We start from the raw sequence: 25,133 nt of genomic DNA, 5'->3' as shown, positions 1-25,133 counted from the left end.
TTCCTCAGGTAATGGCCACGGCTTCGTATTTGTCGTCGCGCCCGTATTTCGTTTTTAGCAGCCGCTGCACCATGGCCGCGAAGGCATGATAGTGACGCTTCTTCACGGTGTTGCCGCCGCCCATGATCGTGCTGCTATCGAGCCCGTTGGTCGCGCCGTCGGTATTCACCGAGGGGTCGATCGCACCTTTGTCGTATTCGTCGGGGCAGTCCATATGGTGCCCCGCCTCGTGCGCAGCGAGCGAAGGCCGATTGTCCCCCATGCAAAAGACCCCCGCGTGGGAGCGTTGATTGCCAGGCGCGAGCACGACGACGCCCTCGCCCGGCGCCGTCACGAGCTTGAACCGCAGTTCGACATCCACGTCGTAGCGGCAGCAGCGGACGGTCTTGTCGGAATGGCACGCCTTTCGATGAAGGTGCCACTTTCGAGACCATATTTTCTTTGCGACGGATATCCATCGTTTTCGCACCGCGATGTACGTAGGGTCATCGAAATTGTAATCGGGAAAGGCCTCGGGATAAACGAACGACGCCCCTTCGGGTGAGACGAAGGTCGTGCCAGAACGGTAAAAACTCCGGCTGAAGAAGTTCCCCGCCCCGGGGACGAACCCGGTCGGAAGCGGCTGCCACGCCGTGCCGTCGTGGTATTCGTCGGGGGCCATGGCGCCGGTGGTCGAACGCGCCCAGCGCATGTTGTTGCCCGGCCCACCCGTTACGGCTCCCGTCACCGGCGTGCCCGTGAGATCGACGTACGTAGCCGCCCAACCTTTGAGCACCGAAATGGTCACGACGACCTTGGCGATGTACTTCTCGATCTTTTGGTCGAACTTCGGCTTCATGGCGAAGTTGTTCCAATTGCGGGTTGCCGTGAACGTGCCCACCGGGGCATTGGGCATGCCTCGCGCGCGGTAGAACGTGGGCAGGTTCGACGGCGGCACGGGGGCGCTTTCGCTTTCGACCTGCACCTGCACGTCTTCGAAGGCTTTGCGATCTTCCGGCTTCTCCCCAAGCTGCAGAAAGGGGACGTTCTTGATCTCCATCGACTTGGGCGTGGCGATATCCACGTCCAAGGTCGTGAGCTTGGGCGTCTCGAGCTCCACGCCTTTGAATTTGAGCTTTACGGTGCCGCTCGTGACCGTCCCGTCGCAGGTGATGGTCAGCTTCTCGCCACAATACCCCGTGCTTGGATTGAATTTGACATTGAGCACCTCGTCCTTCCGGGGCGTTGGCGGAGGAGGTTTCGAGGGCGGTTGATCGGGAACGAAGGGCGCGAGGCCGGGCGTAGGCAAGCGCAGGGCCACGAGCTCGTTGGAGCGGAGAGCACGGAGGATCGATTGCACGATGGCGTCGTCACGGTCTTCACCGGCTTCCCGCATCGCATCGAACGGGACCCATCGCGGCGCGCCGGCCAACTCCCGGTGCAGGTCGAGGAGAGGTTCGCGCGTCCATGCGCGCTTGAGCCAGCGCTCCACGTCCCATGGCGCGATAGGTTCGGCGGCGGCGCCTTTGATCGTGGAAGCTTCCGCCGCGCGAACGAACACGATGTCTCCGAGCGGCTCATGGACCACCCACCGGACTTCAGGGGTGCTCCTGCCTCGTTTCGGTTCGGACCGGTTCATGCCTCGTCGACGATACACCCTACGGGTCCCTGGTTCGAAGTCCTCGGCATGGATAAGTTGGTCGTCCATTTGGTTCGCGTCGACCCGACGCACTATGGTGAGATCGTGAATAACTTGATGTCCATGTTCGACGGCGCGGTGGACACGCTCGCGTTCGAACTCCAGGCCGGGCCGCACGACAAGGCATCCCTGGTGGTCGCTGGCTTCTCGGCGACGGAAAAACTTTCGGAACTGTTCCGTTTCGACATCGACGTGGTCGTCGACCCCGACAAGATTTCCACGCTCGACGATACCCTCGGCCTCGATGCCGAGTTCCAAATCTTGCGGAACGACACCGTGCTTCGTGTGGTTCGCGGCATCGTCGAAGAGGTGACTCCACGGCGTGCGGGGGCTCGTCAACGGCTGATCACCCTCACGATCGTGCCCAAGCTCGCGGAGCTGCAATACACCTCCGACTCTCGAATCTTCCAGGATTTGCCCGTTCACGAGATCGTGGCGGACCTGGTGAAGCCGCACAACATCGAGCTCGAATGGCGGGTGGACAAGCGACCGGACCCGAGACCCTACCGCGTCCAGAAGGACGAGAGCGACTACACCTTCCTTTGCCGGATTCTTGCAGATGCCGGCATCCACTTTCACGTCGTGGCCGACGACAAGAGCACCAAGCTGGTCTTGGTCAATCACCCGAAGGGGTACACCCCCATCGACGGAGAGCTCGAGATTCCCTACAACGAGACGGCCGGGGCGGTCACCGTCGACCATGTCGGAAGTATGGTGCGGCCGCGCCTCCTTCGTCCGGGATCCGTCGTGATGCGCGATTACGACTTCAAACGGTCGCGCGCCGACCTCACGACCAAGACCGAGCTCGACGGGCCGCACAATTCGGAAATGGCGCCCAAACGGGAACTGTACCTGCACCCCGGCGACTACACGGATGCTGCGGGAGAAGGAAAGATGCTCGCGAGCCGGCGCCTGCAGGAATCGCGCTCGGATGCCATCTCGTTTCAAGGAAATACGTCGTGCATTCGCTTCCAAGTGGGGCGCAAGTTCAAGCTCGATGGGCATCCCGACGAGTCGTTCAACCAGGAGCTCACCATCACCGAATTGAAGCTTGGCGGGCGCAAAGCTGGCGTGCTTGCCGATACGGGGCATGGCGGCGGCGGACCTGGCTTCACGGCGGTCTTCAGCGCCGCGCCGAGTGGCACGCGGCTCCAACCGGTGCGGGCAAAGCTGCCCTATGCGCCGCCCGAGTCGGCTCGCGTCGTCGGGCCAGAAGAGGGCACGCCCTTCGTGGACGAATTTGGCCGCGTCAAGGTGCAGTTCGTTTGGGATCGCGAGGGCAAGTGGGACGAGAAAAGCTCGTGTTGGCTCCGGGTGATGACGCCCGCGGCCGCAGCGGGGCGTGGCATTTGGTTTCCACCGCGCGTGGGGGACGAAGTCATCGTGCAGTATTTGAATGGCGATATCGATCGACCGTTCGTAGCCGGTACGATTTACAATGCCCAGGAGGCGCAGCCCAATGCCCTGCCGGCCGATGCTTCGAAGAGCACCATCAGAACGTTGACCATTCCCGGCGGGAAGGGATTCAACGAGCTTACCTTTCAGGATCGGGCCGGACAGGAAGAGATATTCCTGCACGCGCAAAAGGACCGCAAGACGGTGGTTCTGCACAACCACAACGAAACGGTGGGCGCCAATCAGACGTCCTCGATAGGTGCCAATCAGACCATTTCCGTCGGCGCCAATCAGACCGTCTCCGTCGGTGCGAATCAGACCGTGTCCGTGGGGGCGAACCGCACGTTGTCCGTTGGCGCCAACGAGACGACCAGCATTACCGCAAAGCGTACGGAAACCGTTGGCAACGGTGAAGACGTGACCGTGACCGCGGGCCGCTCGCACACCGTCTCGACGGGCGACGACAAGCTCACCGTGTCCGCGGGCAACCGCGCGGCGACGGTGGCCCTGAAGGATACCCTCGGTGCGCAGTCGAAGGTGGATACCATTGGCACGACGTTCGAAATCAGCGTGGGAACGTCGATGACGATCCATCACGGGGGCGACGCCACGCTGCTGCTCGAGGCCGGGAAGGCGTCGCTCAAGACTTCGACGGAAATCGAGACCTCGAATCCTTCCGGTTCGCTCAAGCTCAAAGACAGCAAGGTCGAAATCGTCGCGACCAGCGAACTCGTTTTGAGATGCGGAAGTGCATCCATTTCGCTGTCGAAGGATGGGAAAATAGCCATCAACGGGGCGACGGAGGTCGGCATCGGTTGCCAGTCGTCGACGGTGAAGCTCGAGCCGTCGCAGGCCACCGTCAATGGCGCCGCGGTCACCACCACAGCGTCGGGCATGATGCAAATCTCCGGGGCGCTCATCAAGATCAATTGAGGACGGCATGGTCCAGCCGCTGGAAGAACTGAACGAAGCGCTCGGGTCGTTCGTCGAGCAGGGCGAGCGATTCGTGCTTCTCCTTACGTCGCAGGACGAGGAGATCCCTTTGATCGTCAAAGCGCTCGACGCGCTCGATGGGGAGTCTCCGTCCGACGTCTTTTTCACGGACGTGACGCCGGTGCGGAATGGCAAGCAGTATGCCGACGAGGTGATTCGCAATGCCTGGAACCAGCTCGCCGAGGTCAATGCCGAGCGGCAGGAGAAGGGGATGCCTCCCCTGGCGGAATTCCCGCCGGGCTGCTGGGCGCCTGAATGGACACCGGCGCAGAGGCTTGCCACGCTGATTCGGCACATGACCTCGTGGTTGCCTGCCGGTGAGGATGGGGCGCAGCACCGCCTCGTGTTCACACTGCTCCCGGCGGACATTCAGGATCGCGAAGCGCACGCCCAGATCCTGGGCTCACTCGTGCCGTTCCAGGACTACGAACCGTGGATGAGCAGCATCCGGCTCGTTCTGCGCGACGATGCCGTCGCGCCGTTTGCCCAGAGTGCGTTGCGAAAGGCCGGCGTGCGCAGCGTTTACATGTACAATACACGCCTCACCGTCGCTGCCATTGCCGACGCGACCGCGCAGCAAGCCGAGAATACCGAGCTGCCGCCCGCCATCCGCATCAATGCCTTTTTGCAATGTGCCACGTTCGACGTGGCCATGGGGCGATACGATGCGGCGCTTCAGAAATTTGGTCAGCTCTATCTCTATTACGAGCAGTACCAATTGACCGAGATGAAAGCGCTCGTCACCCATGCCGTGGGCGACATCCTGATGCGCGTAGCTCGGTTTCCCGCGGCGCGTGACAAATTCCTTCAGGCGTTGGATCTCGCCTCGGATGCGAAATCGCTTGCCCTGATCATGCAAATTGCAGCGTCGCTTGGCGATGTCGACATGCAGATGCGCGCATTTCCCGAGGCGGCGAAGAGTTACGGTATCGGCGCGAATGCTGCAGAGAAGATTGGAAACAGCTACGCGCGCGCAGACTTGCTCGAGAAGTGCGGCGTGGCGCACGCGTCGCTCGGCGATCTGCGTGGGGCGGTCGAGGCGTGGACTGCGGCCGCCGTGGCGGCACGAAGCTTCTTCTACCATCAGCGCCTGTCGAGCGTACTCGAGCGGCTGCGTGACGTATCGGCGCAGGGCGGCTACCGCGATGTCGCGGCCAACTACGAGCGTGAATTGCGCGAGGTGCGGCAGCGTCTCTCGGCGCCGGTATGACCGAGCCGGTGACGGTGGTAGAAAGGAACGCCAATGACTCAGCCCGGAAATGGTGAAGGACAAGCAGGACCGCCGCAGTGGCAACCGCCGCCGCCGCTCATGCAGGCGGAGTCCGGAAATGCCGTGACCAACGCGGTCGCCGACATCGTCAATCAGAGCGCACAGCCCTTTCAAAGTCTGAGCAACCCGAACGCGAGCACGCTCGACAAGGCTTCGGCGGTGGTCAACGGCGTCATGGGACTCGCTCAGGCGCCAACGGCCTTTCTGGACAACGCGTTCGCAAGGCTGACCGATCCGCTTGCGAAGATTCTTCCATCGTTTCCCGCTGCAGTCATGGGCATGCCGGTCCTGGGGATCCCGCACACCCATACTCATCCGCCCGCGATGCCGGTTCCTCTTCCCGCGCTCGGAGCGATCCTCACCGCGTGCCCCACGGTGCTCATCGGCGGGCTGCCTGCGGCTCGCTCGGGCGATTACGGGCTTGGGCCAACGTGCGGATCCGTCGCCCCGGTGTTCGAGATTTTCACGGGCTCGAGCAAAGTCTTCATCGGCGGCTCGCGCGCCGCGCGCATGCTCGATCTGACGCGCCAGTGCATGCCGGCGCCGCCCCCCGCGGCTGCAGCGGCCATGTCGAAATTGAAGAAGGCGATGAGCGTCGCGCAGAAAGCGGCCCCGTTCGTGGCCATGGGCATGGGCCTCGCGGGCTCGGTGGGGCAAGCGGTGAGTGCCGATGACGCGGCCGATGCCGCTGCGGATGGCGCGGCGTCGGCGGCGGAGGCCCAATCGGCCGCGGCGGAAGCCGCGGGGGCTGCGCTTGGCGCGGCGATGATGGGTGCGGACACGGCCATGAGCCTGGTGCAAATGGCGATGGGGGCACTCATGGGGAAGGACCCAGGCGCGCCGCCCTGCATTGGTGTCGTGATGCTCGGGGTGCCCAACGTGCTCGTGGGCGGATTTCCCATGCCATCGTGGAGCGATATCGCGAAGGGGTTGAAGAAGCTCGTCGCGGCCTTGAAGAAAGGGCGGCGGATGGGCAAGGAGCAAGGTAAGGCATTTTGCTTTAGGTGCATGTGATGACGGTTTCTACATCTATCGATGACCTGTTCGCGGCTCTCATGGGGGAACTTGGGAAATTGGGCGCGCTGAATCCAACCGCCACCCAGCGGCGCAAGCGCGAGGAGACGATTCGGAATTATATCGCGAGCTCCGAGACCAATCCTGAGTTGAAAACTTGGACGCGATTTCTAAAATCGATAGGCGCCGAGGTGGGGCCAGGGGGTGACGCTGCCTTGTTGCAGAAGGCGCTGGCGCAAGCCGACGAGCATCCGGTCACGCTCGCCGCCGAGCGGTGGCTCTCGGAAGTGGGATTCGACAAACCGTATTTTCGTTTGCTCAATCGCCCTGCGGGCACCGGGCCTCGCCAACCTCGTACAATCCTTTCCAAGCATTGCAAAGAGGCCGTCGCCGTGGGCCCGGACGGCTGCACCGTTGCCGTGGCCGACGGGAATCGCGTGGCCATCTACGACGCCGTGAAGGGGACCCTGCGCAAGAAATTCAAGACGAAGCATCCAGAGGAGATTCGAAGGCTTGCAATCCACCCCGACGGTCGCCAGCTGATTAGCGGTCGCGGGCTCAACGATTCGGTCGTACGCATCCATGACATGGATACGGGCAAGCAAGTTCGGACGCTCGGTGGCCGCGGCGATACGCAAGATTTTGCTCTTTCCCCCGACGGGCAACACGTCTTGGGCGGGGACGAAGCGTTGCGATTGTGGGCTGTCGACGGGACGGCGGCGAAGCCCGAGTGGGCGGCGGGCGACGGGGAGGGTTACTACACACCGGCGCTTACCCCGAATGGGCGGGAGTGCGTGGTGCGAGTCGGAGAACGCCTCAAGGTCTACACGGTAGGGGATGGCTCGCTGGCGCGGACGGTTCTACTCAAGTTTTCCAATACGCGGCTGGAAGACTCCGACCGGGAAGCGCTCGTTCTCGCCGATGGGAAGCGTGGCCTCTTCGCGGTCGACAACGGAAAGCCGGTGGTCGAGGTCTTCGATCTCGAGACGGGTGCGCACCTAAAGACGCTCGAGGGGCATTCGAAACCCGTCAACGATTTGGCGCTCTCCCCCGACGGCAATCGCTTCGCGACGGCCGCGGACGACGGCTACGTGCGCATTTGGAAAGCGCAATCGCTCGAGTGCGTCTGGGCGGAGCGCGCGCACCGAGGCGCTGCGTTGGGAGTCGCATTTCTCACGAACGATACCGTGGTGAGCACCGGCAACGACGGCGTCGGGCGCGTTTGGGATATCGATGAGGGAGCACCGCCAGCACGCTCCACGGAACCGACCGACAACGTCCTCGTCATGCAGACCATGCCGGATGGCAAGCACGTATTGGTGCTCCACGATGACGGGGTCCTGCGCGAGTGGGAGATCGCCACAGCGACGTGCTCGCGACGGTTCGATGCTTCCAAGATTCCGCCGGATGGCAACTTTCGGCTCTGGATCGCGTCCGATGGGGCCACGGCCTTGATTACGCGCGATCGCAACTCGTGGAGCCTCGACAAGATCAAGCCGCCTAGCACGGCTTCGGTCTTCCGCTTCGACTTGCAAACGGGCGAATGCAGGCTGTTTTACAAGTCGAAGGAGCCCTCCGTCGATGCGCCAGCCGTCATCATCGACCAAGCGCTCTACCTCACCACCGCGGATCGCGGTCTCGTTCGGTTTCCGCTCTCGCCGGACGGCGAGGTCCAGGCGGAGAGCCGACAGAAGCTATCGGACTGGAGCTTCTTCAACCACGTCGTCGTCGCGGACCGCTGGCTTCTCGCTTGCGCGAACACGAACATCATGAGCCTCTTCGATACGAAGATGCCCGAGGCGTCCAACATCAGGCTGGCTTCGACGACCCCCGGTTTCTCATTTACGGCACTCTGCGAGCGAAAGGAACAAGACCGCACCCTCGTCGCCGTCGCCTCGAGCGACACGCAGGCACTCCTCTTGGCGTTCCCGGAGGGTAAGATCCTTCGACGATTCGGAAGTCCGGCGCCGGATATCGAAGTCGACCCTTCCGGTATCGCCTTTTCCGTGGATGGTCGGACCCTCTACACCAGCGGCATAGGTCCGAATCTCGTGGAATCCGCGCTGGATGGCGAGGCAAGCGAATCTTGGGCACTGCCCGATGGTCCCGTCCACGCAATTTACGCGCATCCATCTTTGGGAAAGCAACTCGTCGTCCAGACGTGGCCCGCGATGATGCTCGTCGATGCGAGGGAACGAGCTGTTTGGGCACGTTGGGGATATTCACTCGCCCCCGCGTCGGATTTCGAGCCGTCAAGTCTTCAAGATCGCTACACCGCGATCGACGACGGCGTGCAGGCGATGTGGCTTGGCGAGGAGCTCCTGTTCCTCAAGTCAATTCGGAATTAGCTCTCACCAGCGCATGGCGGATACGCTGTCCTCTTCCTTCCGGGGGGATGTACGAGGATGACCGTTCGCTTTGCCTTGTCGGCGAGCTCCTGTGCGAGGCCGGCGACAACGGTAGAGCATCCCCGCACATTCTTGCCGCACGGTGGCCGGCAGATTGTTATCCGAATGGGTTTACTTCGATTCCCTTTGTTAGGATCTGCATGGTCGATCAAGTGCGTAAACGCCCACATTTCCGAATGTGACCAGTGATCGTTGCCAATTTGACCGAATTTATCTGGGTCGTGACGGCTCCCTCCTTCTCGCCAATCCCCATTGAAGAAAGCCATCTCGCGTTTTTCGTCGTTGAAACCGGTCACCCTCGTCGCCGTCACCCCACCTTCCGCGGTCGTACTCGCGTAGAGTCCGCGTTCGTTATTTTCAATTTGCTGATCGGTCCTGAACGTATAACCCTTCCCGCTTCTACTTCGAGTTGCATTGAGGTCGGACTTGCTGGGATCATCCGGCTCGTAGTGGCGGGATCCACGCTTGTTTTGATAGTACGGCCCCGAGTATCGGCCCGAGGGTTGGCGAGGGGCCAGTCCAAGCTCGTCGTACTCGTCGATCGGAGACCGAATCGCCGCGTACACGTTCCAACCACCCGCAATATCGGCAGGATCCGGCGAGATGTACCGTCCGATGTCGGGATCGTAGTAACGAAAGACGTTGTAATGAAGCCCCGTTTCCTCATCCAGGACTTGTCCGAAGAAAGGGGTACCACCGGGGCCCGAGCGAAAACCTTCGCCCCAAGTTCCCTTGGAGGCCGCCCATTCGAGCTCGCCCTTCGCGTTAACCATCTCGCTCGTCCCGCAGATCTGGTCGGGGAGAAGGTAATGGACCTCACCGTCGTCACGCACGATCGCTGGGCCGCCCGAGGGATCATAGGCACATCGCTCCACCACCTCGTCATCGCAGAGCACCTGCACGACCTGGCTGCAGTTCCATACGTAACGCCAGACTCGCCCTTCGGGCGTGCGCTTCTCGATGCGCCTGCCGCACCCGTCATATCGGTAACGCCAGGTTCTCCCGTCGGGCGGCGTCGCCTCTACCAGCTGGCCACGCGCATTCCAGGCGAGGCGAAGCGTTCGTACGCCGTTGGCGTCGGTCTCCGTTTTGCTGATGACGCAGCCGTTGGCGTCGTATTCGTATTCGAGCTTGTGACCGATCGCCTCGACGCACACCAGCCGTCCATTCTGGTCGTACGTGGTTGTGGCGAGTGTGGCGCCGCCGTGGGCCGCGGCCTGCGGCAGCCTTGCTCCCGTCCGAAGTGCCGCCAGCACTTCGTCGCCGCGAGAGCCGTGCGCCTGATTGTAACGATTACCCTCGCCATCAACCTCGTAGAAGTCCGAAATGCCATTTTGACGAAGCGCCGCGAGCAAGCTTCCATTGGGATCGTACAGGAAGGCCGTTTGCCCGCGCAGTGAATCGTCGATGCCGGCGATCTTCCCGCGAGCCTCATAGGAATAGCTCCGCGAGAACACACCAGCCTGTGAGGACCGCTGACTGGGGGTGAACGTTTGCGAGAGCAACCTGCCCACGCGATCATAGGTCTGGGCAAAGACGCCCGCACCCGGGAGGGTCCGTGAGAGCTCGTTGCCCATCGCGTCCCGTTGAAAGGTCACCTGAAGAGCGCCGCGGGACAACGTCATCAAGTCGTTGTTCGACGACCATTCGTAGCGGGTCTCGTCGCCTGCAGCCTCGAGCTTCAGCAACCTTCCCAGGTCGTCGAACTCGCGCACCAGGCCAATCCCGTCCTGGTCTTCCGTGACGCATAGGCCGCGTTCGTCGTAACCGAGCTTGACCACCCCGTCGGGCCCATTGATCTCTGCCAGCTCACCGCGTGCGGTGTACACATATTCCGTTTCACCGTCCGGACATGTTCGCTTCACCACTCGCCCCGCGGCGTCGTGCTCGAACTCGAACCGCTGGCCCTTGGCGTCCGTGAACGCCTTCATGAGCTCCGCTTTCCATTCGATCAGAATGCGTCGACCGTCGAACGTGCACCGCTCGACGAGGCGGCCATCCATGTCGTACCGAACCGTGTAGTCGTCACCGCGGGAATTTCGCAAGGCAACGAGCTCCCCCGGCTCGCGCCCCCAGAACACCTGAAGGTGACGGCCATCGGGCAGTTGAACGTCGGTGATTTGACCACAAGAATTCAGCTGGAACATGGTCACGGACCCGTCGGGGCGGACCTTGCGAACGGTGTTTTCGTGCGGATTGAAATAGCTCTCCCACACCCGTCCATCGAACCCGATATTCCGGATCGGACGTCCGGATACGTCGTATTCGGTTGTCGTCGTGCCACCCAGTGGATTCGTCGTCGCGATGATCTGGCCCAGGGCGTTGTACTGATATTGCCAAACTGCGCCAGCGCCGGTTGTTGCGAATGTGATGTTTCCGTAAATGTCGTAGCCGATGGTTTCTCGTATTCCGAGCCCGTCTTCGACCTGTGTGAGCTCGGCGTACTCGTTGTACGCATATCGCCACGGCTTGGAGCTTCCCGTGAGCACTTCGGTCAAATTGTGCTCGTTGTCATACGAGAGCGATACGCGAAGACCGCTGGAGTCGACAATCGAGACCAGGCGATGCTCGGCGTCGTAGGCATAAGTCTCGGAGCGTCCACCCGGGAAGCGACATGCGGCCACGCGTCCGATTTCGTCGTATTCGGTCCTGATCATGATGCCGCTGGCGGAGGTCTCGGCTATCGGTCGCCCGAAGTCGTCATATTCGAAGCGCTTGCAGTTTCCGAGCGGCGATGTTTCCTGGAGCACCTGGCCGCTCTGGTTCCATTCGTAGATCGTACGGGCGCCATGGCTGTCGTAGACCGCGGTGGCTCGTCGGGCCAAATCGAATTGGAGGGTCCGTTCCTGATAGCGGTCCGTCCCGCTCACGTAATAACAACGGCCGTCTCTTCGATAGCGGACCGTATAGATCGAGCCCCCTCGTTTCGTCTCGCGAACGATGCGCCCTTGCTCGTCGTATTCGTACGAGGCGACGGGGCCGTCGAAATCGTGGACCTCAACCAGCCGCCCCGCGCGGTCGTAGACGTAACCGGCCGCGAAGCGCGTCGAGCGATCGGGAAAGCGCAAGTCCGCTCGCACGACATGGCCCCAGGCGTCGTATTGAAGCAGGAGTTCGCGCTGCTCCCGGCACTGAATCATACTGGTGACGCGGCCTGCTGCGTCATAGACGAAATCGAGACGCGCGGCCGAGGTACGCTCGATGGACATCAGATGATATCTGTTTCCGGTGCCCTTTCGAAATACCAGTGCGTACGGCGCACGCTCTTGTCCGTATCCAATGATACGAACACGCTCCTCATCGATTCGCCGCAGCTCCAATCCGTCGGCCGGCGACAGGAGCCGCCCGTTCTGCTCGAACCGCACGTCTCGCCGTTCCACGAACGAAAATACGGCTCCGTCGTTGCGCGCGTATTTGAAGCCATCCAGCGTGCGATGCAACTCGCTTTGCCAATCGGCTCGCCATCCCGGCCCAAAAGGAAGCAAGCGCGCGTCCTCGGCGGCCGCCATCAACGGTCCGGCTTCGCTCGCTAAAAAATCTGTATTGTAGGTTCGTCCCAACACCAGGGGTACGGCGCCAGGAAGCGCGATGTCCTCCACGCTATCGAAGAATGCTCCGCTCGCGACGTCGACCGGGTGTCCCACCGCGACCCGTCCGGACCTCGTTCCCAATCCCCAAGACATGTCGCCCATTCAGTAGCGCAAAGCCTGCCAGACGCATCCTTCGTTGGGAAAGGTTTTCACAATGAGAGCGACAGTTCCCGCAGGCGCGAACGCCCCTCCGTCGTTTCGCCCGGAATGCGACGGAGGCATGTCGCCAATGGTGCATGGAGGCACCAGTAGCCGGCCGAAGGTTTGCGTGTCTTTAGGATCTCCCACAAAATCGCGCGTATCTCCTCCCGATGTTCCGGCTCGGCGCGTGCAATCTCCGTCAATGCCACGATGCCGGTCATTGCCGTCCAATCCATGGGACCGTGCACCAACGAAAGAAGCGCTCGCTTGCGCCAAGAGCCGTTCCATCCTTCGTCGATGGCCGCGAGCACATAGGCGCATGCCAATTGCAATCGTGGAATCCAGCGCCAGGGAGGCAATTGTTGCTCCGATAACGGAGGATGCACCATCTGTGCGAGAAGCAACGGTGCCTCCTCTGGGCGAAAGCCCTTGGCGGCGGCACGAGCCGAGCGAAGCCACGCCGCGGCTGAAAAGGGTTGCGATGCCAAGTTGACGACGCCTGCCATCTTTTCGCGATCGGGTGGGGGAAGGTTGGGGTGCGGCTCGGTCCCTTCGTAGCGCCAGACGAGCCAATCGACTGGCGCGAAAGGTACACGCGGGTCGGGTTTTGGGACCTGTTCCACGTCGAAGACGATGCGCGCGTCCGGGCGCACCACGGAGAGGAATTGCGCGGCCACGAGCCTCACGCTGGGGGCCTCGAGTGCGCTCACGTGAAAGGTCCACCGGGGCGAAGGCGGTACGGGCTTGCCCGATTCGATATGCTCCAGAAGCCCAACGATCGCGTGAATGCTCGATTCCTCGGGCGTTGGGAGATAACCGACCCAAGGGGTCGCCGCATCGAGCAAGGACTGCGCGCGTGCGTCGTCGGGGTGCGACTCGGCCAAGTCGTGAAGCTCGTGCAAATAGGCCCGATCTCCCGTTATTTCCAGCTTTGCACACAAAAGGGAGGCCTTCGCCCACGTGGAGTCGGGATCCAGGACCAGCGCGCGCTCGTAGGCATTGGCCGCATCCTCGAATCGTCCGGTATCGAGAAGAATATCCCCGATATCCAACCAAGCCGGAACCAGCTTTGGATCGAGTTGCAGCGCTTCCTCGAACATCGCGATGGCTTCGTCGTGCTCCCCGTGGGCGCGCAAGGTGGTGGCCACGATGACCGCGAGCTCGGGGGTGCGCATCTGCGCGTAGGCCTCACGCGCAACGACGAGTGCTCGCTCGTCGCCGGACTGGCGCAGAAGCCGAACGAGGGTTGCGGCCAGCGCGGGCGAGCGCGGATGGTGCGCGCGGAGTGCTTCGACGAGCTCGACGAAAAACGGAAGCAGCACGCGCGCGTACTCGTCGAGACGCGCCATGGCGGTGACGACCGCGCCAGCCGCCGACGTAGGATCGACCTGCTCTCCCGATTGCCGCGCCCATGCAGTGGCCCACGGGAGGTACGAGACGTCGGGCCTGGTCGCAACCACTTGCAAGAGCAACTCGATGGCTTCCGTGACCTTTCCCCGCGTCGCCAACACGCGCGCACGCAGGGCGACCATGGCAAAGGTGGTTTCCGTGTGGAGTGGGACGAGCTCCAGTGGGTCTTTGGCGGCCGCGATCCATGCATCGGCCAGCGCGAGCGTCTCGGAATCATTGGGCCGCACGGCGAGAGCCCGCGCGAGATCCTCGGCGGAATGGGGAGTGTCCTTTGTGTTCGGCGGCATCGTGCGCGCAGCCTAACCTTTCGACGTGCTACTGTCGCATTCGATGTACGTGTATCTCGACCACGCTTCACTCGTCCCGCCCGTGACGGAAGCCCTGGATGCGATGCGCTCGGCCGCGGAGTCCTTTTGGGGGCAGCCTGGTTCGCTCCACGGCATCGGGGCCCGCGCTCGGTATGCGCTCGACCAGGCCCGACAGGAGGTCGCGGAATACGTAGGCACGCTGGCCCACGAGATCGTGTTCGCGGCCAATGGGCGGGACGCCCTGCGTCGCGCGCTCGAGCTGGCGCTGGAGCGCGCGCCCGCCAATGCCTCCATCGTGTCGAGTCGTTTGGAGCATCCGTCGGTGCAGGTTCTCGTGGAGCAGGCGACGCGTTCGGGGCGCGCCGTCCATTGGCTGAAGTTGCCCGCGGGCGTGCCCAGCGAAGAAGATTTGATGACCCTGCGCGCGGCCGATCTCGTGGCGCTCTCGATATGCAATCACGAAATGGGGACGGTGCTCGATCTTGCGTCGGTCGCGCCCCATGCCGTGCGTGTCATCGACGCCGTGCAAGCGGCACCGTGGGTCTCGTTGGAGGGGTTGAACGATGCGCGAACGTTCTACGCGCTTTCGGGTTCCAAGCTGGGAGCGCCCATGAGCGTCGGTGTGCTGCGCGTGCCCAGCGATGTCCACTACGCCGCGCTCGCGGACGGATTGCAGCTCGAAGGGGACAGCCCACCATGGATGACCGCGGTTGGCCTTGGGGCCGCATGTGCGAAACGCGCTCCGCTCCGCGAGCAAGCCCTGGAGACGGCGCGGCAATTGGCGAATCGCCTGTTGCAGGGTTTGCGCGCAATCGAACCGACGCTGCTGCTGAATGGTGACGAAGGCGCGAGACTCGGGCCCATCGTGAATGTCTCGTTTCCGGGCCGGTTCGGAAAGTCGTTGGTATCGGCTCTCAGCCTCGAGAAGATTTGCATTAGCCATACAGCTGCGTGCCAGGCGCGGCATAGCGAGATGTCACCCGTGGTCCGGGCGGCCTATCCCGACACGCTGGCGCGCGCCGAAGGCGCCACACGGTGGAGCGTTTCCGAACGCGTGACCGAGGACGAAATCGACCATGCGCTGGAGACCACGCGGAAGATCCTGGCTCGGATGCGAAACTGATTCGAGCCGTTGCGCTGGACGGGTCGATGTGGGCCCGATAGCGTTCTCGATCATGTTCGATTACGACGCGGAGCTCCGTCGGTACACCGAGCATTTCCGGGCGGCTGCCAACATCGGGCCTGGGCATCGCGTATTGGACATCGGCTGCGGGGGCGGACAGTCCACGCGGGATGCGGCCCGTGCGGCGGTGGGCGGCCATGCGCTGGGCGTCGACGTCTCCGAGCGGATGCTGAAGACCGCCCGGGAGCGGGCCGTCGCGGAGGGGCTCGACAACGTCACGTTCGAGCTGGGCGACGCGCAGCAGTATCCGTTTGCCGACAGCCATTTCGATGTGGGCATAAGCCGCTTCGGCACGATGTTCTTCGCCGAGCCGGTGCGGGCCTTCACCAACATCGCGCGGGCGCTGCGGCCCGGGGCGCGCCTGGTGATGCTGGTATGGCAGGACAGTGACCTCCAAGAGTGGACCGGCGCTTTCCGTCAGGCTCTCGCACCGGGGCGGGAGGTGCGTACCGGGGCCAGTGGCGCCGCGTTCTCACTCGCCGACCCGGCCACGCTGGACGGCATCCTCGGCGCGGCGGGCTTCGGCACGATCCGCCGGACCGATTTGCGCGAGCCCGTTTGCTACGGGCCGGATGCCGCCAGCGCCTACGATGCGGTGCTCGACCTGTACATGACCACGGACCTTCTTGCCGAGGCCGACGACGAGCGGCCGCGCGCCCTCGAGCGGCTGCGCGCCTTGATGACTGCGCACGAGCGCGGCGATGGCGTGTGGTTCGACGCGCGGGCGTGGCTCATCACCGCGCACCGGTGATGTGCTCCGTGAGCCGTCGGAGCAAGTCGGCGAGGAGTGGGGGAGGCAGTTCGTGACCGACGCCATCCCAGCGGACCAGCGTCGCCTTCGGGATGCCCTTCGCGAGAACTTCGGCGTGGCCGTAGGGGTAGATGGGATCCTCGGTGCCGTGCACGACCAGGGTCGGCGCCTGGATCCGAGCCAGATCGTCGATGCGTGACGATGCCGAGGGCACGTAGCTGGCGGAGAGGTTCGTGCCCCGGGCGTGATCGGCGGCGACGACGGCGCGGTAGTACGGCGCGTCGAACGCGAAACGACTGCCGGCGATGGCGCGGCAGAACGCGACGGTTTGCTCGGCGATCGCCTCCGCGTTCTTGGCCGGCTGGTCGAAGCAGTCGAAGACGGAGCCGTCTCCCTTGGGAAGGCGTGCGTCCGGCCCGGGCGTGCTGCTGATGAGGGCTAGGGAGCGCACACGATGGGGGTGCAACAAGGCCGCCGCCAGGCAGACCATCGCGCCCATCGACACACCGACGAGGTGCGCGGCATCGATTCCGACCGCGTCGAGAACGGCCATCGCATCGCCGGCCATCGCATCGATCCCGTACGTGGCCGTGGCGGGATCGACATGGGTGGACAGTCCGACGTCCCGATTGTCGAACTGAATGACGCGGCACCCCGCGCCGACGAGCCCCTGGATCAGTTCGGGTGGCCACCAGACCACCGAGCCGCCACCGCCCATGACCAGCAGCACCGGCGTTCCTTCGGGCCGGCCGAGCTCCTCGTACCACAATCGCACGCCGTCTCTGTCCAGAAACCCCGAGGTCATCGCGCCACCTCCTTCGTGATTTCTATCCTGCCTCGAGCGCATTGCAATCTACGACTTGGATCCTCTCGCCAGGGGGTGGTGGCAGAAAACGAGGGCACGTTGTCCTGTCTGACACGCCGATCGCGCCGTACGTTGGCCCTCATGACGGATTTGCGAACCTATGTTGCAAGCCTCGTTGGGGCGCTCGTGCTGTCGGGCTGCGTGCCCGCCGAATCTCCCGCAAAGAACGATGCGGACGGGGCCATGGATGTACGGCTCATTCGAAGTGCGACCGTGCTGGTCACGTACACGAATGCGGCGCGTAGCATGAAGATCCTCGTCGACCCGATCTTGGCCGATGAAGGCGCGGAGCCGCCGATCGACTATTCGAACGATCTCAAGAATCCAAGAATCAAGTTGCCCATCGAAAAGAGCGAATTGATGAAAGGGGTCAGCGCGGTGCTGCTCACGCACTACCATTCCGATCATTTCGATATGGAAGCCGAAAGGACCTTGCCGAAGGACATCTTGATCTTCTGCCAGCCGTACGATGAAGCTCACCTTCGAGAAAAGGGCTTCACGAACCTGAAGGTCGTCCGCGATGTGGTTCACTGGGAGGGCCTCACCGTTTCTCGATTCCGCGCAAGCCACCACCAAGGGGCGACCGGAGCGCCACCCTTTGGGGAGTCATCTTCCTATTTCCTGCAAACCAGGAACGACGACGTCTTCTTCACCGGCGACGCCATCCTCGACGATTCATTGAAGAGCAGCCTGCGCGCCACGCAACCGAAAAGGATCGTGGCCAATACGGGGGAGTGTCAATTCACCAAAGAGAACCCGTTGTTGAGGCCGGGGATCACCATGACGCTGACCGCCGCGGAGCTGAAGGAAGCCGCACGATTGCTCCCTTCATCGAAAATCGTGGCCGTGCACATGGACGCGATCAACCATTGTCCTTTGACGAAGGACGCGCTGAGAAGGTACGTCGACGAGGAGCAATTGAACGATCGCATCCTCGTCCCGAACGAGGGCGAGTCGGCGCCGCATCCGTGATGTACTTTTCTGGCGTCGAAATTCCGTCCGGACAGGGCGAGGTTCACGCCCCAATCGCGTGGATGGGCACGCTGTTCGAAAGAAATCTGAAGGAGCACTCGAAGCGGTGTCCATCGCACGGCGCGCGGTTGCGTTGGAACACGTGAGTAGGGCCGCAGGACGAGGGAACCAAAGGATCACAGTGCGAATCTTCTTGGGCTAGATGGATATCCAAGATTGACGCTGGCGAAACATGAGCTAAACGCTCGCTGTTTCATCCGATACGTTCAAGGAGAGTCTCGTCTTGTCGACCCTCAAAAAGTGTTTCACGTTCGGCATCGCCGCGCTCCTATCGGTGTGCGCCGTAGGTTGCCGCAAGAACGCAGCCGATGTTCGGCTGGTCAAATCCGGCACCCTCATGACGTGCACGAACCTTCCGCACGCGCCGTTCGAGTTCGAACGCGATCGGACGATCGTGGGGTTCGACGTCGACATGATCGATCTGGTCGCAAAAAAGCTGGGCGTCAAACAGGCGTTCGTCGACACGTCGTTCGAAAATTTGAAGGCAGGAACGCTTCTCGACTCCGGTCAGTGCGATGTCGTGGCCGCAAGCCTGACCATCACCGAAGAACGCCGCAAGAACGTCGATTTCTCCGAGCCGTACTTCGACGCGCATCAAGTGCTCCTCGTGAAACGCGGATCCGGCATCACGGACCTCGGGACCCTCAAGGCATCGGGAAAGCCGATAGGCGCACAAGCCAATACGATTGGCGAAGATTTCATCAAGAGCAAAGGGTTCCAACCCATCTCGTTCGAGAGCACGGAGGCCGTGCTCCAGGCGCTTCGTAGCGGTCGCGTGGATGCGATTATCGAGGACCAACCCGCCGTCCAAAATTGGATGAAGGAGGCGGCGCACGCCAACTTCCAAGTGGCGGCGCAATTGGAATCCGGTGAGAAGATTGGCTTCGCCGTCAAAAAGGGAAATGGCAAGCTGCTCGCCGCGATCAACGAGGTGATCGCGCAGGCGCGCGCCGATGGCACGTACGAGCGCCTCCGCGAAAAGTGGTTCGGCCAGTCCCTGGGCGCCGTGCCTGCGCCTCAGAAGTGAATGCCCACACCGGCCGTGGCGGACCAGGCCGCGCCGACGCTCGACCCGCTGGCCTCGAGGACGCGGGCCTTGGCTTGATTCAACGTATTCACCTCCTGCGGTGTCGCCAGATCGCGTGCGGATACACCGTGTCGTGTGATGAACAGAAGGTCACCTCCCAGCGATGCGCCGAAGGACACGTTCTTGGTCGCATAGTAGTCGAGCCCGAGCGCTAGGCGTGTGTTGACACCGTTGACATCGAGCCCTCGCTCGAGGCCCGAGATGGCCGTCGAGAGCCCTCCGAACGTGGCATATCCGCCGGCCAGGGTGATGTAGGGCTCGAATCGTCCGAGCGGCGCGCGGAAGCCCAACTCGGCATCGAGGGTCCAGAGTTGGAAGCCACCGCGGCGGTCCGGTGCATCCGCGTAGAAGTTGCTGAACCGGCCACGCACCCCGATGGTCGCGAAGACGATGCGCACGCCCGCACCGAGCCCGATCGTGGGACCCGCGGCGGAGCCGGGCAGGACGCCCCACGTGACCGCGTCGGGGTTCGCCTCGAACGTGCGCAGGTGGAGGCTCTGGACTCCCAGCTCGGTGTTCGCCCATACGATCTCGCGTTTCGGCTGCGGCTCGTTCGGCTCGGCCCGATCTTTCGCGGGCTCGTCCGCGTGAACGCTTGCCGGAAGGAGATGCGCGATGACCATCGTGACGGTCACCGCGCACGCCCTGAGCATCGCGTTCGCCTTTACTTGGCGTGCGTGCTGCACGACTCCGTTACCTCCGCGCCGGCATTGGCAGCCACTTGCAGCGTCCCTGCAGAGTGCTCGGCCGCTTGGGCCGCAGCCGTTGCGCATGCAAGTGATTTCACGTCGAGATCGCCGGATGCATGCAGCACCGCGGAGCCGCTCGCGACGAGATCCTTGCCGATTTGGACGACGCTTTCTCCGTGCTCCTCGGCCGTCGCGAAGAGGGGACCCAGGTTCGCATTGATCGTCGCGACGAGCTTTTGCACGTCGGACGACGTTTGGGTGTCGCACGCGAGTTTGACCGTCGGGGCATCGCATTTGGCCTTGGCCGCCGTGCTGGTCCGACAGCTTGCGAAGCAGGCTTGGTCGATCTCGCACTTGGGCGGCGTGAAGGTCGTCTCGCAGACGGGGTCCGTATACGTCGACGTGCACGAGCCCTTGCACTTGACGCTCGCGCCGCACTCGATCCCTGCCGAGGCCTCCACCTGACAGCGCCCGGTGCATTTGCCCGTGCACATTCCGCTGCACTTGCCATTGCAATTGGCGTTGTTTTCGCTGATCTGGCCATTCGCGTCGGTGCACGTTCCTTGGCAGCTACCGCGGCATTCGGCTTCGCATTTGCCCTCGCAGTTGGCTTCGACGTCGACGCGGCCTTCGCAATAGGATTGCGCTTTGCACTTTTCCGAGCACTGCACGCTCAGCTGGCCGGGTTGACAGCGCTCCTCGACCTTCCCTGAATCGCATTTCGTTTTCGCCGTACACCCGGCCTCGCAATCGACTTGTGCCTGAAAGTCGGCCTGGCACTTTCCCCGCGAGACCACCAGGGCGAAATTCGCACGCTTGCCCGCATCGCTCTCCATGATGGCAACGATGCGTGCGCGAGCCGCGTCGCAGGCTCCTGTCCGATTCTCATTGGCAATGGACTCGTCTTTGTCGCCGATGGTCGACCAAGTATCCTGTGCACCGAGATCCGTTGCGACTTTGACGCACGCGTTCTTGACGTCCACCTTCACCTTGTCGGTAATGCTGCGTAAGCTCGCAGACGCCTGCATGAACGCGTGCACCTTCGCATCGACTTTGATATTCGCATCGATGGTGGCACCGCTCGTTTGAAATTCGGGGCATCCCTGGGTATCGCCATCGGATCCGGAATTCGACGACGTGGTCGACATACAGCTCGTAACCGCGAGCCCTCCAACGACGAGCGCGGTCGAGACCGCGAACGGCCGCAGGCCGAGCCTTGTTTGCACAAGATTCATTTCGTCCTCCTGGGTAAGGAATCGAACGGAGCCGACCTCACGAGGGTCGAGTCTGTCGTTTGCGACGAATCGCATAGGATATGCCATGCGCAAAATATGCAGCCTATCGGCGCACTATCGCATTAGGGCACTTCGCGAGAATGCTACGGCGGGGCGTCACCGCACGCCGCACGGCTGAAAATGAGCCCTGTTGGGATGTTTGCGGCCCTTGCGTAAGTGCGTGCTTACAGCTTCGCATGGTCCGGCTCAAACAGGCCGGTACCGCTATCGTGCAATGCGCCATGACGGGCGAGGTGTCCGTCGGTCAAGACGGCTTCGTCGATCGCGTGCGCGGCGGGTGCCACAAGCCTCGCAGCCAGCCAAAGATCAAGATGCAAAAGCCTAGGGGCAATAGCCACGCTTGATGAACGATGGCCCCAATCCACATCACGATCTGCCCTGCGATGCGGGTGTGAACCGCGCCGCGGGTCATGTGCCGAGACACATACCGCCCCATGGGGGTGCGTCGGTACGGCTCGAGATCACATCGAAATAGCAGCCACGCCGTCACGACGATGGAGGGTGCGAATGCGACGACCAGCGCGACCTGCCACCGTCCCTCCCACAGCAGCCAGGAAGACAGGAACGACGTTGCGAAGTCGGTCAGAAGCTTCACCGGGTGGATCTGGTGGTAGAGGAATTTGGCATTGCGATCCATGCGACGCTCTCTCGATGTCAATCGCTCGCCACGTGCTTGCTCACCACTTGCACTTATCGACGGTCTTCGTGCACTTGGCCTGGGGCACGCCATTGGGCTTTACGCGGATGCAGCAAACGTTCTCGCACTCGGCCGCGCATAGGTTGCAGTACTGGGGGCACCCGCTCCCGACGCAAACCCGAGAGCCGCAGTAGCACGACGGGCCGCCTTCCTTGCCGCACGCTCCCGCATCTTCCTCGACGGAACCGGCGTCCTCGCTCGAGCCAGCGTCTTCCTCGGCGCTGGCGTCTTGCCCGGAGCCGGCGTCCTGCCGAGGCCCGGCGTCCTGCCGAGAGCCGGCGTCCTGCCCGGAGCTGGCGTCCTCGTCGTACACCGTCGCATCCGCGGGACTACGACCGTCGGGCAGATCGAACGAGGCATCGCTACTGGGCCCGTCGACCCGACCATTGTCGAACTCCAGATCCGGGACGGATTTGCATGCGAGAAGAAGCGGCCCTGTCAAGACGGCGATGACTGCGACCAAACCACGAGATGAAGCCATCGACGAACGACTCACGATCGCATTGATTTAGCACGCCCGCCACCAGCTCGGAAGAGAGCCCCCGACAGGGCCTCCAGGGGCTTTGTGACATCCTGCGACTCCGCGCACAACGGTTCAGCGCGGCGTGCACGTTCGTGCTTGAGCTATGGCCATTTTTGACCCTTTCCACCGCGACCGCGACGCGCCGGAGCCGCATCAGAATAGGTGAATAGGCCATCATCGCGATGGCGACGATCCTGCACGGAAGCTGCTGCTAAGCCGCTATCCAAAGAAAAAGGGGGTAGGCCGTGGATACGCGATTCCTGAGCGCGACTGCGCTTCGATACGCTGACGCGTCCGATTCATCGCCGGCCGAACGGCCGACGGATCCGTCGTTCCCACTCCGAGGGGTGCACGTTCTCGTCGTGGATGACGACGCCGAGAACCGTGAAGCCATTCAGGAGCTGCTCGAAGACCGTGGTTCGCGCATTACCACGGCCGCCAGCGTGTCCGACGCGCTGGAGAAGTTCGAGCACGAGGTGCCCGACGTGTTGCTTTCGGACATCGGGATGCCGGGCGAAGATGGCTTGGATCTCATTCGTCGTGTGCGCGCTCGCCCGAAGTCCCTGGGCGGTGCGGTTCCCGCCGCTGCACTCACGGGCCACACGCGCGTGGAAGACCGCCACGATGCACTGTGCGCTGGGTTCATGGAGCACGTCCCAAAACCGGTGGACCCCGACGAACTGATCGCGCTGGTCTCCTCGCTGGCGCGTATGGCGGCCTGATGGCGCGATCCGGACTTCCCGTGTCCGCATCACGGCCCCGACACGACCCGTAGGTCGTGTGCCGACCGTCAGTGAGTACTTGCGTTCGGATGCCGGTGCTCGGCGCCCTATGTGACAACTTTGTTGGGCACATCGTTCGATGATCGACGCTTCGATACGATATCGTCGAATGGTCCGAAACCTGCGAACCCTCACAATCGTGCAAACGAGACAAACGGGAGCGGGTGCGATGCGGTTCTGTCGTACTCGCTCGTGGGGGGGCCAGCTCTCAAGGGGAGGCTAGCCAATGCGAAGCGAACGGAACCCTGCTTTCTCGACGCGGACCTCGCAATGGCTCGTCACGCCCCGCGAGGTGACGATGAACGACCGCGACGAAACGAAAGAGCTTTCGAACCCCGGCGACCTCCAGGAGCGCGCGCGCTCACTCGACGAGCCCATCACGAGCGTGAGGTCTCCCGTCACGTTTCGTATGCTCATCGAGAGCCTCAAGGACTTCGCCATCTTCATGCTCGACCCCGCTGGCGTCGTCTCCACGTGGAACGACGGGGCCAAACGCCTCGAGGGCTACACGGCCATGGAGATCATCGGGAAGCACTTTTCCGAGTTCTACCCGAGTGAAGACGTGGCCTCGGGCAAGTGCGAATGGGAACTCGAGATGGCTGCACGCGATGGGCGCTTCGAAGATGAAGGGTGGCGCCTGCGCAAAGACGGTTCGCGCTTCTGGGCCAACGTCATCATTACGGCCCTGCACGACGAATCGGGCGCGCTCGTCGGGTACGCCAAAGTGATACGTGATTTGACCGAGCGGCGCAAAGCCGAGCAAGAGCGGCTCCGGGCCCAACAGGAGCGGTTCGAGCTCGAAAAAATGCACGAGGCCAGCCGGATGAAGGACCACTTCCTGGCCACCATCTCCCACGAACTGCGGACGCCGCTCAATGCCATCGTCGGATGGGCGGAGCTCATGAAATCAGGGGATGACCCCACGGCCACCGAGAAGGGGCTCGATACGATTCTGCGCAATGCCAAAGCGCAAATCACGATTGTGGACGATATGCTCGACGTGTCGCGGATCGTTACCGGCAAAATGCGGTTGGAGCTCGGCTCCGTCGATCTCGCGGCCATCGTTCGTGATGCGATGGAGGTCGTGCGCCCGGCCGCCGATGCGCGCGAGGTCCGCCTCGAGATGGCGAGCCCCGATGCGCCGGCATTGCTCGTGGGCGATGCCGTTCGTCTTCAGCAGATGGCCTGGAACTTCTTGTCGAACGCGGTGAAGTTCTCGCACGCAGGCGGTGCGGTCTCCGTTTCGCTCCGGCGCGACGACTCCTCGATGCTCTTTTCCGTCGCGGACGGTGGACGGGGCATCGATCCCGAGTTCCTGCCGCACGTCTTCGAGCCGTTTCGCCAGGCCGACGTGGGGACCACGCGGCGGGTCGGGGGCGTGGGCCTTGGTCTCGCCATCGTCAAATACATCGTGGAACTGCACGGCGGGCAGGTCTTCGCCGAGAGCGAGGGGTACGGCAAGGGAGCCACCTTTACGGCGAAGATCCCGATACGCGCCGCGGTTTCGGTGCAAAGTACCGCTCCGAAGGGCACGGAAACGTCGCCGGTACCGGCGCGCCGCGAACCCGGTAAGAGTCTCGACGGAATTCGTGTGCTCGTCGTCGATGACGAGGCCGACGCGCGGGAGCTCTTGCAGGTGCTCTTTCGCGTGCGCGGTGCGACGGTGCAGAGTGCGGCATCGGCCGAGGAGGCGCGTGGAGCCGTGGCTTCCTTCGGGCCGGATATCATTCTTTGCGACATCGGTATGCCGCGCGAAGATGGGTATCAGTTTTTGCGAAGCATTCGAGAGTTGCCCGAAGAGCAGGGGGGAAGAATCCCCGCGATTGCGCTCACGGCGTATGCCTACGAGCGCGACATGCAGCGTGCCCTGGACGCGGGGTTCGATTGCCACTTGGCCAAGCCGGCGAATCACGTCGATCTGGTGCGGGTCATTCACGACCTTCTCCGCAGCTCGGGCACCCGAGCGGTTTCCCGTTGAGGCGCCGGGCCCCATCCTGCTGAGGCATCCAAGGCCGAATTCGC

At 62.8% G+C, this 25,133-nt stretch carries 18 protein-coding genes; 10 read left to right on the top strand and 8 right to left on the bottom strand.

Going from position 1 to position 25,133, the window contains the following annotated elements:
* Positions 1-4 precede the first annotated feature (4 nt).
* Positions 5-1,540 carry a hypothetical protein gene (locus tag LVJ94_21485; GenBank protein ID WXB09790.1) on the bottom strand — a complete coding sequence of 512 codons (1,536 nt, stop codon included), beginning with the start codon at positions 1,538-1,540 and terminating at the stop codon, positions 5-7.
* 126 nt (positions 1,541-1,666) lie between these two features.
* On the opposite strand from LVJ94_21485, the gene vgrG reads away from it, so the two are divergent.
* Genes vgrG through LVJ94_21465 form a run of 4 tightly spaced genes read left to right on the top strand, consistent with a single transcriptional unit; the run spans position 1,667 to position 8,698 of the window.
* Positions 1,667-4,006, top strand: a complete 2,340-nt coding sequence (vgrG, locus tag LVJ94_21480) for a type VI secretion system tip protein VgrG (protein WXB09789.1) — start codon at positions 1,667-1,669, stop codon at positions 4,004-4,006.
* A gap of 7 nt (positions 4,007-4,013) precedes the next feature.
* Positions 4,014-5,276, top strand: coding sequence for a hypothetical protein (locus LVJ94_21475; protein WXB09788.1), 1,263 nt, complete (start codon positions 4,014-4,016; stop codon positions 5,274-5,276).
* A gap of 33 nt (positions 5,277-5,309) precedes the next feature.
* Positions 5,310-6,350 carry a PAAR domain-containing protein gene (locus LVJ94_21470; GenBank protein ID WXB09787.1) on the top strand — a complete coding sequence of 347 codons (1,041 nt, stop codon included), beginning with the start codon at positions 5,310-5,312 and terminating at the stop codon, positions 6,348-6,350.
* On the top strand, positions 6,350-8,698 hold the full coding sequence (locus LVJ94_21465) for a WD40 repeat domain-containing protein (protein ID WXB09786.1): 2,349 nt from the start codon (positions 6,350-6,352) through the stop codon (positions 8,696-8,698). The genes LVJ94_21470 and LVJ94_21465 overlap by 1 nt, the downstream gene beginning before the upstream one ends.
* On the opposite strand, the gene LVJ94_21460 is transcribed toward LVJ94_21465, so the two are convergent.
* Complete coding sequence (locus tag LVJ94_21460; protein WXB09785.1) at positions 8,695-12,402, bottom strand: DUF6531 domain-containing protein; 3,708 nt, start codon at positions 12,400-12,402, stop codon at positions 8,695-8,697. The two genes, LVJ94_21465 and LVJ94_21460, sit on opposite strands and share 4 nt — an antisense overlap.
* 95 nt (positions 12,403-12,497) lie before the next feature.
* The gene (locus tag LVJ94_21455; GenBank protein WXB09784.1) at positions 12,498-14,186 is read right to left on the bottom strand and encodes a tetratricopeptide repeat protein; all 1,689 of its coding nucleotides are present in this window, start codon (positions 14,184-14,186) and stop codon (positions 12,498-12,500) included.
* A 43-nt stretch (positions 14,187-14,229) separates the two neighbouring features.
* Between LVJ94_21455 and LVJ94_21450 the strand changes: the two genes are divergently transcribed.
* A complete protein-coding gene (locus tag LVJ94_21450) occupies positions 14,230-15,330 on the top strand; it encodes an aminotransferase class V-fold PLP-dependent enzyme (protein ID WXB09783.1) in 1,101 nt (366 codons plus the stop codon).
* A gap of 28 nt (positions 15,331-15,358) precedes the next feature.
* Positions 15,359-16,141, top strand: coding sequence for a methyltransferase domain-containing protein (locus LVJ94_21445; GenBank protein WXB09782.1), 783 nt, complete (start codon positions 15,359-15,361; stop codon positions 16,139-16,141).
* Here LVJ94_21445 and LVJ94_21440 read toward each other — a convergent pair.
* Positions 16,125-16,946, bottom strand: coding sequence for an alpha/beta fold hydrolase (locus tag LVJ94_21440; protein WXB09781.1), 822 nt, complete (start codon positions 16,944-16,946; stop codon positions 16,125-16,127). The two genes, LVJ94_21445 and LVJ94_21440, sit on opposite strands and share 17 nt — an antisense overlap.
* A 141-nt stretch (positions 16,947-17,087) precedes the next feature.
* Between LVJ94_21440 and LVJ94_21435 the strand changes: the two genes are divergently transcribed.
* Complete coding sequence (locus LVJ94_21435) at positions 17,088-17,978, top strand: MBL fold metallo-hydrolase (GenBank protein ID WXB09780.1); 891 nt, start codon at positions 17,088-17,090, stop codon at positions 17,976-17,978.
* 283 nt (positions 17,979-18,261) lie between these two features.
* Complete coding sequence (locus LVJ94_21430; GenBank protein ID WXB09779.1) at positions 18,262-19,065, top strand: ABC transporter substrate-binding protein; 804 nt, start codon at positions 18,262-18,264, stop codon at positions 19,063-19,065.
* Here LVJ94_21430 and LVJ94_21425 read toward each other — a convergent pair.
* The 4 genes from LVJ94_21425 to LVJ94_21410 form a co-directional block, all read right to left on the bottom strand.
* Positions 19,056-19,778, bottom strand: coding sequence for a hypothetical protein (locus tag LVJ94_21425; GenBank protein ID WXB09778.1), 723 nt, complete (start codon positions 19,776-19,778; stop codon positions 19,056-19,058). The two genes, LVJ94_21430 and LVJ94_21425, sit on opposite strands and share 10 nt — an antisense overlap.
* 11 nt (positions 19,779-19,789) lie before the next feature.
* On the bottom strand, positions 19,790-21,049 hold the full coding sequence (locus LVJ94_21420) for a hypothetical protein (GenBank protein WXB09777.1): 1,260 nt from the start codon (positions 21,047-21,049) through the stop codon (positions 19,790-19,792).
* 304 nt (positions 21,050-21,353) lie between these two features.
* Positions 21,354-21,746 (bottom strand): hypothetical protein, encoded by a 393-nt coding sequence (locus LVJ94_21415; GenBank protein WXB09776.1) that lies wholly within the window; start codon positions 21,744-21,746, stop codon positions 21,354-21,356.
* Positions 21,747-21,786: 40 nt separating this feature from the next.
* Positions 21,787-22,287 carry a hypothetical protein gene (locus LVJ94_21410; protein ID WXB09775.1) on the bottom strand — a complete coding sequence of 167 codons (501 nt, stop codon included), beginning with the start codon at positions 22,285-22,287 and terminating at the stop codon, positions 21,787-21,789.
* Positions 22,288-22,574: 287 nt separating this feature from the next.
* On the opposite strand from LVJ94_21410, the gene LVJ94_21405 reads away from it, so the two are divergent.
* Together LVJ94_21405 and LVJ94_21400 are read left to right on the top strand one after the other, a co-directional pair.
* Positions 22,575-23,051, top strand: coding sequence for a response regulator (locus LVJ94_21405; GenBank protein ID WXB09774.1), 477 nt, complete (start codon positions 22,575-22,577; stop codon positions 23,049-23,051).
* A gap of 286 nt (positions 23,052-23,337) precedes the next feature.
* A complete protein-coding gene (locus tag LVJ94_21400) occupies positions 23,338-25,089 on the top strand; it encodes an ATP-binding protein (GenBank protein ID WXB09773.1) in 1,752 nt (583 codons plus the stop codon).
* Positions 25,090-25,133: the final 44 nt, after the last annotated feature.

Source organism: Sorangiineae bacterium MSr11367 (genome assembly GCA_037157805.1).
Lineage (GTDB): Bacteria > Myxococcota_A > Polyangia > Polyangiales > Polyangiaceae > Pendulispora > Pendulispora rubella.
Note: the sequence above shows the minus strand (reverse complement) of the source record. Positions and strands in the feature narration are given on the sequence as shown.

Bases quoted from the DNA above. Each gene is read 5' to 3' on its own strand.
- LVJ94_21440 (WXB09781.1), bottom strand. From the start codon at position 16,946: ATGACCTCGGGGTTTCTGGACAGAGACGGCGTGCGATTGTGGTACGAG.
- LVJ94_21475 (WXB09788.1), top strand. From the start codon at position 4,014: ATGGTCCAGCCGCTGGAAGAACTGAACGAAGCGCTCGGGTCGTTCGTC.
- LVJ94_21400 (WXB09773.1), top strand. From the start codon at position 23,338: ATGCGAAGCGAACGGAACCCTGCTTTCTCGACGCGGACCTCGCAATGG.
- LVJ94_21465 (WXB09786.1), top strand. From the start codon at position 6,350: ATGACGGTTTCTACATCTATCGATGACCTGTTCGCGGCTCTCATGGGG.
- LVJ94_21455 (WXB09784.1), bottom strand. From the start codon at position 14,186: ATGCCGCCGAACACAAAGGACACTCCCCATTCCGCCGAGGATCTCGCG.
- LVJ94_21415 (WXB09776.1), bottom strand. From the start codon at position 21,746: ATGGATCGCAATGCCAAATTCCTCTACCACCAGATCCACCCGGTGAAG.
- LVJ94_21420 (WXB09777.1), bottom strand. From the start codon at position 21,049: ATGAATCTTGTGCAAACAAGGCTCGGCCTGCGGCCGTTCGCGGTCTCG.
- LVJ94_21410 (WXB09775.1), bottom strand. From the start codon at position 22,287: ATGGCTTCATCTCGTGGTTTGGTCGCAGTCATCGCCGTCTTGACAGGG.
- LVJ94_21425 (WXB09778.1), bottom strand. From the start codon at position 19,778: ATGCTCAGGGCGTGCGCGGTGACCGTCACGATGGTCATCGCGCATCTC.
- LVJ94_21435 (WXB09780.1), top strand. From the start codon at position 17,088: ATGACGGATTTGCGAACCTATGTTGCAAGCCTCGTTGGGGCGCTCGTG.
- LVJ94_21450 (WXB09783.1), top strand. From the start codon at position 14,230: ATGTACGTGTATCTCGACCACGCTTCACTCGTCCCGCCCGTGACGGAA.
- LVJ94_21470 (WXB09787.1), top strand. From the start codon at position 5,310: ATGACTCAGCCCGGAAATGGTGAAGGACAAGCAGGACCGCCGCAGTGG.
- vgrG (WXB09789.1), top strand. From the start codon at position 1,667: ATGGATAAGTTGGTCGTCCATTTGGTTCGCGTCGACCCGACGCACTAT.